The following is an 11440-nucleotide window of genomic DNA, read 5'->3' as shown; positions in this document are numbered from 1 at the left end:
CGGCGCCGCCGGGTGCCGGGGCGCGGTAGCGTGCGGCCGACCCGGAGGTGGCAGTGAGGGAGTGGGACGGGCGGGGACTTCCGCCGGCCGCAGCGGCCCGCCTCGAGCGGGCGAACCGCTCGGGAGTGGCAACGAGCCTGCTCAGCGTGCCGAGCCACCTCGGCGTCGCCGTCGCCGGCTTCTCGCCCGTTGGTGAGGTGATGGGCTGCATCGTCGTCCACCTCGGCTGGTCGGGCTACGGCGGCTGCGGCTGGTACTACGGCATGGCGCCGCCGCAGTACACCGTGACCTCCTCGAACGCGCGCGGCGCGTTCGGCTTCGCCCCCTACGTGGACGCGAAGCGCGGCGCCTGGGCGAGCGCCCTCGGCCGCATGCTCCTCGAGTGCCGCACCCTGGGCGGCGACGGCGTGGTCGGCGTCCGCCTCGAGGAGCGGCGCCTCGAGGACGGCAGCCGGGAGATGATGGCGCTCGGCACCGCGGTCCGCGCGGCCGGGAGCCTGCACCTCGACAAGCCCTTCGCCACCACGCTCGCCGGGCAGGACCTGCTGAAGCTGATGCAGGGCGGCTACTTCCCCGCGGCGGTGATCGTCGGCATCTCGGTCGGCGTCCGCCACGACGACTGGATGACCCGCCAGTCGACCTACCTCTCGGCGCCGAACATGGAGGTCCCGGGCTACACCGACCTCGTCGAGACGGTGCGGCGCGACGTGCGCGGCGACCTCCGCCGCCGCCTCGGCGAGCTCGGCGCCACCGGCGCGATCCTCCCCACACCGATGCGTCTCGAGATCGGCGAGATGGAGCCCGGAGAGGGCCACCGCGACCACATCGCGGAGGCGACCCTCGTCGCCACGGCGCTCGTCGCCACCAACCCCTACCCCGAGCACGCGCCGCTGTCGATGCTCCCCCTCCGCTGAAAGGCCGGCCCACATGAGGAGTCCCCGTGTCCGATGAAATGACCGCCCTCGGCGTCCCCGAGGACGCGATGAAGCGCCTCGCGGAAATGAAACCCGGCTCGCCGGGGGCGCTGTTCACCTCCGACCTCACGGTGAACGAGTTCCTCCTCGTGCGCGAGGCGGGCTTCCGGCCGGTCGGCCTCGTCCTCGGCTCGAGCATTTACCACGTCGGCCTGCAGGCGCGGCGCTGGGGGCAGAACCAGGAGCTCGAGAAGCTCTCCGAGGCGATGTACCACGCACGCGAGCTCGCGATGGGACGCATGGAGGCCGAGGCCGACGCCCTCGGCGCCGATGGGATCGTCGGTGTGCGCCTCGACATCGAGTTCAAGGAGTTCGGCAACGACCTCGCGGAGTTCATCGCCGTCGGCACGGCGGTGATCGCCGACGAGCAGGAGGGCACCTGGCGCAACGACGAGAACAAGCCCTTCACCTCGGACCTCTCCGGGCAGGACTTCTGGACCCTCATCCAGTCGGGCTACGCCCCCCTCGGGATGGTGATGGGCAGCTGCGTGTACCACATGGCCCACCAGCGCTCGATGTCGGCGCTCGCGAACGTCGGCCGCAACGTCGAGATCACCTCCTTCACCGAGGCCCTCTACGACGCCCGCGAGCTCGCCATGAGCCGCATGCAGGCCGAGGCCGAGGCGCTGCACGCCGAGGGGATCGTCGGCGTGCAGCTGCTCTCGCTGCCGCACCGCTGGGGCGGGCACACGACGGAGTTCTTCGCGATCGGCACCGCCATCCGGCCGCTGCGCGCCGACCACCACATCCCGACGCCGCAGCTCGTGCTCCCGCTCACCGACTCGTGAGCAGCGAGGGACCGGGCGGCGAGCTCGAGCCCGCCGACCTCGCCGAGGAGGGGCGCGCCGAGCAGGTGCAGATGCTCGCCGCCGCGCTGCGCGCCGACCTCGCCGACCTCGCCACCTACGAGCGGGTGCTCGTCACCTCCCTCGGCGAGACCCTCCCCGAGGGGGTGCTCACCATCGACCGCCAGCGCTCGATGGGCGACCGCGTCGCCGGCCGCTCCGGTGAGGTGCGGGCGATCCGCGTCGCCTTCGGCGACGATCGCCTCGAGCTCGAACGGCGCAGTGGGCGCCTCGTCGCCTCGCTCACCAAGAGCGTGCGCGGCGTGGCGATCAGCCACCGCGAGGTCAGCCTGGACGAGTGGAGCGCTGCCTTCGCGAGCGCCCTCAGCAAGTTCGCGACCGAGAACGAGCGGGCGCGCCTCGCCCTCGAACGGCTGCTCGGCGCGTAGCGCTAGAGGCCGAGGATGGCCGCGCACTCCGGCCAGGCCGCGAAGCCGTCCTGCTGGTAGAGGCGGTAGGCGGCGGCGTCCTGGGCGCTCGGCGCGGCGCTCGACGGCAGCCCCGAGCCTCCGAGGCCCGCCCAGGTGCTGGCGCTGAACTGGTAGGCGCCGTAGTAGCCGTTCCCGGTGTTCAGTCCGTAGTCGCCGCTCGACTCGCAGTTGCGGATCCCGGCGAAGGCAGAGGCGACCGAGCCGGGGGCGGGCGTCGAGGGCGCGGCGGCGGTCACCGCCGCGAGCGAGGGGGGCCCGGCGCTCGCCGCAGCTGCCGCAGCGTTCGTCGCCGCCGCAGCATTCGCGGCCGCCGCAGCCTGAGCCGCCGCCGCCGCCCGCGCCTCTTCGCGCCGGGCTGCCACCGCGGCCCGCGCCGCGACGAGCGCCGCCAGCTGGCCGCGGGCCGAGGAGAGGGCCTGGCGCTCGGCGCCGAGTTCGGTGAGCGCCGACTGTCGGTCGCTCCCGAGCTGGCTGAGGGCCGCGCTGATGTTCGCCGCCTCCGCGCGCGCGGTCGCGTCGAGGACGTCGAGACGGTGCTCGTCGCCGTCGAGGGAGGCGATGCGCCCCTGCAGCTCGCCGCTCGCGGCGTTGAGATAGGCGCTGCCCGTCGAGGCCACCTCGGTCCCCGCGCTCAGGTAGAGGGCGAGGGTGGAGGCGGAGCCGGCCTCGACGTAGGCGGTGATCGCCGAGGCCCTGAGCGAGGCGCGGTCCGCGGCGATGTGCGCGGAGTCGGCCGCGACCCCGGCACGCGCCGTCGCCTCGCGCCCGCGCGCCGCTGTGAGGGCGGCCGACTCGACGACGTAGCGCTCGCCGACGACGGCGAGGCGGCCCTGGTCGGCTTCGACGCTGGCGGCGATCGCGTCGGCGCGCGCCGAGAGCGAGGTGACGGTGGTGGCGCGGCCGGCTGGCCCGGCGACGAGCGGGCTGAGAGCGGCGAACGCGGCCGCGACAGCGATGGGTCGAACGAGTCGACCGGCCCCGGAGGCGGTCACGGGGCGAAACGCTAACCAGCCCGGTCGGGGCGTGGCAAAGGGCACGGCGGCCGCGGGGGCGCCCGATACGCTGCGCCGATGAGCGTGGCAGCGGTCGTCCTTGGTCCCGGGCGGAGCCCCGAGCGGTCGCGCGGCGGTGGTGGGCGACCCGGATCGGCGAGCGTCGCGGCGGTCGCGGCGAGCGCCGCGGCTGCCGGCTACGACGAGCTGATCGTGCTCGTCGCGGAGGAGAGCGAGGCGGTGGGCCTGCCGGAGTCAGCGACCGTCCTCGTCGACCACTCGCACGGCGGCGCCGCGGCGGCGCTGCGCGTCGCGATCGACTGGGCACAGCGCGAGGGCCATGACGCGCTCACGGTCGCGCTCCCCGTCCCGCCGGGGCGCGCCGCCGCGCCGGAGACCGAGGCGTCGGCCTGGCGCGCGCTGCTGTCGGAGCGGGCGCACCCCGTCGTCGTCGCGACGAGCGCCGCCGGCCGCTCCGGGCTCGTCCGCCTGGCAGCGGAGATCTGGGCGCTCGCGCCGCTCGAAGGCGACCCGGCGCTGCTCCTCGGCGCCCGCCCGGAGCTCGTCGAGGAGCTGGCCGCCGTCGAGGAGGCGCCGCCGACGCCCACCGCCGAGGAGGCGCCGCCGACGCCCACCGCCGAGGGAGGCGAGGAGCGAGCGCTGATCGCCTCCCTCCTCGGTCGCGAGCCTGCCGGCGCCTACCGCGTCGCGGTGCGCGGCGCCGACGGCCGACCGATCGTCATCGAGAACGCCCCCTTCCTCGACGACGGCACGCCGATGCCCACCAGCTACTGGCTCGTCGGCCGGCGGGAGGCCGAGGCGGTGGGGCGCCTCGAGGCGGCGGGGGGAGTGCGGCGCGCGACAGCGGCGGTCCCCGCGGCGCTCGTCGAGGCGGCGCACGCCCGCCACGCGGCGGCGCGCGACGCGACGATCCCCGCCGCGCACCGCGGGCCGCGTCCGAGCGGCGGCGTCGGCGGCACCCGCGTCGGGGTGAAGTGCCTGCACGCCCACCTCGCCTGGTACCTGGCGGGGGGCGCGGACCCCGTCGGCCGCTGGGTCGCGGACGAGCTTCGCGGCGAGCTCACCGGGCCGGTGGCGGCGATCGACTGCGGGACGAACTCGACGCGGCTGCTCATCGTCGCCCCCGACGGGACGACGCTCGAGCGCGAGATGACGATCACCCGTCTCGGCGAGGGCGTCGACCGCACGGGCCGCCTCTCCGAGGAGGCGATCGCGCGCACGCTCGCGGCGCTGCGTGCCTACCGGGCGCTGATGGACCACCACGGCGTCGTCGCGCAGCGCGCCGCCGCGACCTCGGCGGCGCGCGACGCGGCGAACGCCGAGGAGTTCTTCGCCGCCGCCGCGGAGGTCCTCGGCCGCGCCCCCGAGCTGCTCGCCGGCGAGGAGGAGGGGCGCCTCTCCTACGCCGGGGCGACCGCCGGGCTCGACCCCGCGGAGGGCCCCTTCGTCGTGGTCGACCTCGGCGGCGGCTCGACCGAGCTCGTCGCCGCCGGGGAGGATCCCGAGCACCCCGTCGCCGTCTCGCTCGACCTCGGCTGCGTGCGGGTCACGGAGCGCTTCTTCACGAGCGACCCTCCCGGCCGGGAGGAGGTCGCCGCTGCCCGCCACTTCGTGGCGGACGAGGCGGGCGCCGCCCTCGTCGCAGCGCCCGCCCTCGGCACGGCGCGCCGCTGCATCGGGGTGGCGGGGACGGTCTCCACCCTCGTGCAGCTGGCGATCGGCCTCGCCGAGTACGACCGGGCGGCGCTGCACCACCGACTGATCAGCCGCCGCGAGGTGGAGGAGCTCGCAACCGCACTCCTCGCAGAGCCGGTCGCGGCGCGGCGCGCCCGCCCGGGGATCGAGGCGGGGCGGGCGGACGTGATCGCCGCGGGGGCGCTGATCTTCGGGGAGGTCATGGCCGTCCTCGGCCACGACGAGGCCCGTTACTCCGAGTCCGACATCCTCGACGGCATCGCCGCCGGGCTGCTCGCCGCGACCGCCTGACGCCCCCCGCCGAGGACGACCCCGGCGAGGTGGGTGACGAAGCGCTCGGCGTCGCCGTGCGTCGTCTCCGCCCAGGAACGGCCGGCGGCACCGGCCTCCTCGCCGGCTCCCGGCCGCAGCAGCGAGCGCGCCGCGTCGACGAGGTCGCCCGGCTCGACGTAGGAGAGGCCGCCCCCCGAGGCGCGGGCGACGGCGTGCGCCGCCGAGCCGGCGGGGACGACGACGGGGGTGCCGAGGAGGAGGGACTCGATCGCCTCCTGGCCGAAGGGGCCGGCCGGGCGGGCGTCGATCGTCACCGCGGCGTGCGCCATCAGCCGCCAGAGGTTGACGCGCGTCGGGTTGACGGGGAGATCGACGGCGTTGTCGCGGTCCGAGATCGTGAAGCGCTCGCCGTCGACCTCCGCGACCGAGACCCCGAGGAGCGAGGAGAGCAGCTCGCGGGTGACCGAGCGGGCGTAGCGGTGGCCACCGGGGGGGAAGGAGCGGATGAGCAGCACGTAGCGGCCGAACCAGTGGACCCCGAAGAGCATGTGGCCGGTGGCGGCGCGGTTGAGCGGCAGCGCGAGCTCGAGGGGCACGATCGCCCCCGAGCGCGCCGGGTAGCGGGCGCGCAGCGCCTCCTCCTCGGCGGGGTTGACCGACAGCACCCTGCTGGCGCCGTCGACGAGGCGGGCGATCCGCTGCTCGCCGATCCGGCCGAGATCGCCGAGGATCGGCACGAAAGTGAGCGGCACTCCGGTGGCCTCGAGGTCGGCCGGGTCGAGCGGGGCTTCGTGGCCGGTGAGGACGATCGCGTCCGGCGCGATCGCGGCGAGCGTGCCGGCGAGGCCCTCGACCGTAGCGAAGGGGGCGGCGACCGCCTCGAGGGCCGGCGAGAGCGGCCGCCCGGCGCGCGCCAGCGCGGTGCGCACGAGCGCCTCGTGGAGGTGCCGCTCGGAGGTGACGGGGAGCTCGTGGAGGCCGAAGACGCTGTCGCGACCCCCCGCCGGCCGACGGGGCGCGTGGGTGAGGTGCACGACCTCGACGCTCGCCGAGCGCGCGAGCGCCCCGGCCAGGAGCCGCGTGACGGTCACCGCCTCCGAAGGGGCGGCCCCCCAGTGCTCGGTGACGAGGGCGACCCTCGGCGTGGCCATCCTCAGCGGTCGGCGAGTCGCTCGTCGATGCGTTCGTCCACGTAGCGCGCGAGGTCGAGAAGGTCGCGGCGGACGATCTCGACGATCGCCCGCTCGTCGGAGGCGGCGATCTCGTCGACGCGGTAGGCGACGGCGTCGACGGACTGGGCGACGGCCGCCCGGTACTCCTGCTCCTCGGTGAAGTAGCGGTCGAGCGCGGCGCTGATGAGGCGCGCCAGCAGCCGCCGCAGCAGCGCCTTCGGGCTCTTGCCGCTCCCCTCGAGGCGCAGCGCGTGGCCCATGTCCCAGCGGTGGTGGAGGTGGTGGATCGCGGGGTGGACGTGGATCGGGTGACGGTCGTAGCCGGCGACGAGCTCGTCGAGGCTCGCCTCGGGCATCCAGCGGCTGGGGTGGCTGCCGTTCGCCTCGGCCACCGCCCTCACGTGCTCGTCAACGAGTCGAGCGGCTGCGGCGGGGTCTCCAGGTAGACCTTCCATCGGTAGTCCTCCTGTGCGGACGAGAGGGGGCACCAGTAGCGCCAGTGGGAGAGGTGGGGATTCAGGTAGGGGTCCCCGGCGACGAGCGCCTCCCCCCAGCGCTCGCGGATGCGCTGGTTCTCGGCGAGGTCGTCGGTGTGGCCGCGGCTGCGGGACTCGTGGTGGATGAGCTCGGCGAGGGGCGTGTAGACGACGAGGTACCCGGCGGCGCGCAGCTTCAGGCAGAAGTCGACGTCGTTGAAGGCGACGGGGAGCTCCTCGTCGAAGCCGCCCACGGCCTCGAAGACCTCCCGCCGCACCATCATGCAGGCGCCGGTCACGACCGAGCAGTTGCGGGTGGAGATCGCCATCGAGGCGTAGCCGGGGAGGGCGCCCGGCAGGCCGCGCAGCACGTGTCCGGCGATCCCGCCGAGGCCGATCACCACCCCCGCGTGCTGGATCGCGCCGTCGGGGTAGACGAGGCGGGCGCCGACAGCTCCGATCTCGGGGCGCAGCGCATGACCGACGAGGGCGTCGAGCCACCCCGGCACGCGCGCCTCCATGTCGTTGTTCATGAACAGGAGCAGGTTGCCGCTCGCCTCGCGGGCTGCCGCGTTGTTGATCGCCGCCCAGTTGAAGGGTCCGGGGTCGCGCACGATCCGCACGTCGGGCTGGCGGCCGAGCTCGGCGAGCAGCGCCTCGGTCTCGGGCAGCTCGCTCCCGTTGTCCACCAGCACGAGCTCGAGGCGGTCGTAGCCGGGCGCCTCGCGCAGCGACTCGGCGCAGGTCGCGAGCAACCCCGGCTCGTCGCGGAAGGGGATGATCGCCGAGACGAGGGGGCGGCCCTGCACGCGGCGGCGGACGTGGTAGCGGCCGGGGAAGTCGGGGTGCTCGGTGACCTCGGAGGGCTCGCCGCGGCGCTCCATCGCGTCGGCGATCGCGAGCCGCCCCGCCTCGTAGGCCCACGGCTTCGCGGTGGCACCGCTCGCCGCCGAGCTCGGCAGGCTCCGCCAGTGGTAGAGGATCTCCGGGAGGTGGACGATCCGGCGCGCCCGCTCGCTCGTCCGCAGCGCGAGGTCGTAGTCCTGACTTCCGTCGAACGCCGAGCGCAGCCCGCCGAGCTCGTCGAGCAGGCCGCGTCGCAGCACGCTCAGGTGGCAGGTGTAGGCGTAGCTGAGGAGGAGGTCGGGCGACCAGGCGGGCTTGAAGAAGGGGTCGAAGCGCCCGCCGAGCTCGTCGATCTTGTCCTCGTCGGAGTAGAGGAGGTCCGCCTCGGGCTCCGTCTCGAGGGCAGCGGCGACCCTCGCCACCGCGTCGGGCGAGAGCTCGTCGTCGTGGTCGAGGAAGCCGATGAAGCGTCCGCTCGCGAGGGCGAGGGCCGCGTTGGTCGCCGCGGAGATCCCCGATGAGGTGGCGAGGGCGCCGACCTTCACCCGACGGTCGAGCCTCGGCAGCGACTCGAGGTAGGCGGTGAGCTCGGGATCGCCCGAACCGTCGTCGACGAGGCACAGCTCCCACCCGGCGTGGCGCTGTGCCAGCACCGAGGCCACGCACCGCTCGAGGACCCAGCGGGGCTCGGTCCGGAAGACCGGGACGAGGAAGCTCACGAGGGGTGCGCCGCGCGGCGCGCGGGTGGCGGCGCGGTGGCGCCCGGGCGGGCCGCCGCCGAGCACGGCGGGCTCGCGGCGGGCCGCGAGCCAGCGGTGGTAGGCGGCGCGGTCCTGGCCCGCGTCGAGGGGGTAGCGGCTGTCCTCGGTCGGTTCGACGATCTCTTCCTCGCGCCCCCCCTCGACCCCGGGGCCGCGCAGCGGTGTCCGTTCGACCTCGGTGCGCAGCACCGGCTCGAGACGGCTGGCGAGGTAGTCGATCGCCGTCGCCGCCTGCGTGAGATCGGCGCTCAGTGCGAGCAGGGCGGCTCCCGAGTGGCTCTCGGGGCCAGGGGTGGGCGGGGCGAAGTCGCGGTGGCGTCCGGCGAGGCCGCGCACGAGCGCGTGCAGGGCGAGGAGCTCGGGAGGGAAGGCCTCCCAGTCCGCTGCGCCTGGCGCAGGGTCGAGGGCGAGGATCTCGACGTCGCTCCCTGCCCCCTCGAGGAGCAGCGCCCGCAACGCCTGCTCTTCGTGGGCGAGGGCGACCTCGGGGCGCTCCGAGCGGGCCCGGGGGGGCGTCGGGAGCGGGCAGACACCGACGAGCACCCGCAGCCCCGGTCCGGCGAGGCCCCGCCACAGGGCGAGCAGCGTGAGGGCGAGGTCGTCCCCGACGCACAGGCTGGCACCGCGGGCGAGCTCGTCGGCGAAGCACTCTTCGAGGACCGCCCGCCGTGCCGCCGGCAGCGACGAAAGGGCCTCGGTCGAGAGCGGCCGGCCGTCGAGGGAGAGCTCGGCGGTGAGGCGCCGGACCTCGGCGAGCAGCCTCCGGGGGAGGACGGCCGCCTCGGGGGGTTGCGGGACGCCGTGCACCAGCCAGAGGGTGGTGGCGGGCTCGGGTACCGACTCGAGGCCGGCCGCCAGGTCGGCCTCGGCAAGCTGGCCGTCGGCGAGCGGTCGGGTGGGTTCGGTCATCGTCCTCGGAGCCTCACGCGAGCGTCCGTGCCCGACGCAAGCCGCCCACGGAGTGTAGGCGGCGGATCTGCCACCATGGGACCGTGGAGCAGCACAGCGGACACCGGCAGCCCCCCGGCGGGGAGGGGCGCCCGGTGACCTTCTTCGAGGCTTCGAGCGAGCTGGTGGGGCGGCGGGTCGTGCTGCGGCCGCTGCGCGCCGAGGACTACCCACAGTGGCAGGAGGTCCGGACCCGCTGCCGCGAGTGGCTCGTGAAGTGGGAGCCCCGCCCGGCGGGTGCGCCCTATCCGGTCGAGGACCGCTCGACCTTCTCGGCCCGCTGCGCGATGCGCGACCGCGAGCGACAGCTCGGCACCGGTTTCGGCTTCGGCATCTTCGTCGACGGACAGTTCGCCGGGGAGATCAACCTCTCCTCGGTGCAGCGCGGTGCCTTCCAGAGCGGCTACATCGGCTACTGGATCGACGAGGCGCAGGCGGGGAGGGGGTACGTCCCCGAGGCCTGCGTCGTGCTCCTCCGCTTCTGTTTCGAGCAGCTCGGCCTCCACCGGGTGCAGATCTCGATCGTGCCGCGCAACGCCGCGAGCCGCGCCGTCGCCCGCAAGCTGTGGCTGCGCGGCGAGGGGATCGCGGTCGGTTACCTGGAGATCGACGGCACCTGGGAGGATCACGTCCGCTACGCGATCACCGCGCCGGAATGGAAAGAGCGCGAGGCCCGCTACGTCGCGACCTGGCTCGCCCCGCTCGCGGAGAGTGGCGCGGCGCCCGGTCGCTGACCGGGCCGCGGCTCACTGCGCGTTCGAAGCGGAGGAGGAGGGGCGCCCCGCCCCGACGAAGCCGATGTAGTACATCGGCGCGTAGGAGACCGTCTGCCCGGTCTGGGGTGCCTGGATGATCGTGTTCGCCCCGTAGGGGCCCTGGCCGACGTACATCGCGACGTGCGTCACCGAGCCGGCGCCGTCGTTCGGGAAGTAGTAGAAGAGCAGGTCCCCCGGCTCGAGGGCGTTCAGGCTGACCGGCGCCGACTGGTCGTACTGGTACTCCGCGCTGTGGATCAGGCTGACCCCCGCGCTCGCCCAGGCGACCATCGTGAGGCCCGAGCAGTCCATCCCGCTCGAGCTCGCCCCCCCCCAGACGTACGGGACACCGAGGTAGGACTCGGCCGCGGCGACGGCGGCGTTGCCCCCGCCGCTCGAGCCCGACGAGGAGAGGCTCGGCAGCCCGACCGACGCCGCAGCGGAGCTCGACGCCGCGTTCGCCGCGCTCGCCGCGGTCGCGCCGCCGCTCGCCGCGACCTCCTGGGCGATGGTCGCCGCCTGCTGCGCCCGCTCCTCTGCGGCGGCCTTCGCCTGGCGGGCCGCGGCAGCCCTCGCGGCCGCGGCGGCGCGCGCCGCGGCGGCGGCCTCCTGCTCGGCGATGAGCTGCGCGATGTTCCCCTTCACCTGGGAGAGCGCCTGCTTCGCGGCGCCCTGCGCGGCGGTCGCCGCGGCGCTCGCCTGCTGGGCCTGTGCCGCGGCGGTGGCGGCCCGTTGCACCTGCACGGCGTCGGCCTGCTCGGAGCTCTGCAGCTTGGCGCGCGCCGCCTGCAGGCCGACGACGTCGAGATGGAGCGTGTTGGTGACGAAGCCGGCGTAGGTGCTGACGGTCCCGCTGTCGGCGATGTTCTTGGTGAGCACCGCTCCGAACTGCGCGCTCGCGCCGACCCCGAGGACGTAGGCGGCGACCGCCGCGTTCCGGACCTTGGTGGCGGCGACCGTGACCGCGACGTGGTTCTCCGCGAGCTGCCGCTTCAGCTTGGCGAGGGCGTGCTGGGCGAGCTGCAGGGTGGCGTTCGCCTGGTCGAACTGCTCCCCGGCGACCTGCACCCTCTCGGTGTCGGAGGCGATCTGCTGGGCGAGGCCGGCTGCCTTAGCCTGGAGGCCCTGGACCTGGCCGTTCGAGGGATCGGGGGGCGCGGCCGAGGCGGCGTGCAGCGGGAGCGCGACGGACGCGGCGACCGTGAGTGCGACCGCGGCGGTGCCAATCCTCAGTCGTAACACTCGTTAACT

At 75.1% G+C, this 11440-nt stretch carries 10 protein-coding genes; 5 read left to right on the top strand and 5 right to left on the bottom strand.

Annotated features, from left to right (window positions below; translation table 11 throughout):
- The first annotated feature begins 53 nt into the window (after nucleotides 1-53).
- Genes VNF07_00455 through VNF07_00445 form a run of 3 tightly spaced genes read left to right on the top strand, consistent with a single transcriptional unit; the run spans nucleotide 54 to nucleotide 2208 of the window.
- On the top strand, nucleotides 54-914 hold the full coding sequence (locus VNF07_00455) for a heavy metal-binding domain-containing protein (protein HVB04710.1): 861 nt from the start codon (nucleotides 54-56) through the stop codon (nucleotides 912-914).
- Between the two features lie 26 nt (nucleotides 915-940).
- Complete coding sequence (locus VNF07_00450) at nucleotides 941-1762, top strand: heavy metal-binding domain-containing protein (protein HVB04709.1); 822 nt, start codon at nucleotides 941-943, stop codon at nucleotides 1760-1762.
- Nucleotides 1759-2208, top strand: coding sequence for a hypothetical protein (locus VNF07_00445; GenBank protein HVB04708.1), 450 nt, complete (start codon nucleotides 1759-1761; stop codon nucleotides 2206-2208). The genes VNF07_00450 and VNF07_00445 overlap by 4 nt, the downstream gene beginning before the upstream one ends.
- A 2-nt stretch (nucleotides 2209-2210) precedes the next feature.
- Here the strand turns inward: VNF07_00445 and VNF07_00440 are convergent, their stop codons facing one another.
- Nucleotides 2211-3242: a transglycosylase family protein gene (locus VNF07_00440; GenBank protein HVB04707.1), complete on the bottom strand. Its 1032-nt coding sequence runs from the start codon at nucleotides 3240-3242 to the stop codon at nucleotides 2211-2213.
- A 78-nt stretch (nucleotides 3243-3320) separates the two neighbouring features.
- Between VNF07_00440 and VNF07_00435 the strand changes: the two genes are divergently transcribed.
- Nucleotides 3321-5249 (top strand): DUF501 domain-containing protein, encoded by a 1929-nt coding sequence (locus VNF07_00435; protein ID HVB04706.1) that lies wholly within the window; start codon nucleotides 3321-3323, stop codon nucleotides 5247-5249.
- On the opposite strand, the gene VNF07_00430 is transcribed toward VNF07_00435, so the two are convergent.
- From VNF07_00430 to VNF07_00420, 3 genes are read right to left on the bottom strand one after another with little or no spacing between them, the layout of a single operon-like run.
- On the bottom strand, nucleotides 5189-6382 hold the full coding sequence (locus tag VNF07_00430) for a hypothetical protein (protein ID HVB04705.1): 1194 nt from the start codon (nucleotides 6380-6382) through the stop codon (nucleotides 5189-5191). The two genes, VNF07_00435 and VNF07_00430, sit on opposite strands and share 61 nt — an antisense overlap.
- A gap of 2 nt (nucleotides 6383-6384) precedes the next feature.
- Entirely contained in the window at nucleotides 6385-6795 is a 411-nt protein-coding gene (locus tag VNF07_00425) for a hypothetical protein (protein ID HVB04704.1), read from the bottom strand.
- A gap of 5 nt (nucleotides 6796-6800) precedes the next feature.
- Nucleotides 6801-9395 (bottom strand): glycosyltransferase, encoded by a 2595-nt coding sequence (locus VNF07_00420; GenBank protein ID HVB04703.1) that lies wholly within the window; start codon nucleotides 9393-9395, stop codon nucleotides 6801-6803.
- 83 nt (nucleotides 9396-9478) lie between these two features.
- On the opposite strand from VNF07_00420, the gene VNF07_00415 reads away from it, so the two are divergent.
- Complete coding sequence (locus VNF07_00415) at nucleotides 9479-10168, top strand: GNAT family protein (protein ID HVB04702.1); 690 nt, start codon at nucleotides 9479-9481, stop codon at nucleotides 10166-10168.
- A gap of 12 nt (nucleotides 10169-10180) precedes the next feature.
- On the opposite strand, the gene VNF07_00410 is transcribed toward VNF07_00415, so the two are convergent.
- A complete protein-coding gene (locus tag VNF07_00410) occupies nucleotides 10181-11431 on the bottom strand; it encodes a C40 family peptidase (GenBank protein ID HVB04701.1) in 1251 nt (416 codons plus the stop codon).
- Nucleotides 11432-11440: the final 9 nt, after the last annotated feature.

The organism is Acidimicrobiales bacterium, from assembly GCA_035533595.1.
GTDB lineage: Bacteria > Actinomycetota > Acidimicrobiia > Acidimicrobiales > Bog-793 > DATLTN01.
Note: the sequence above shows the minus strand (reverse complement) of the source record. Positions and strands in the feature narration are given on the sequence as shown.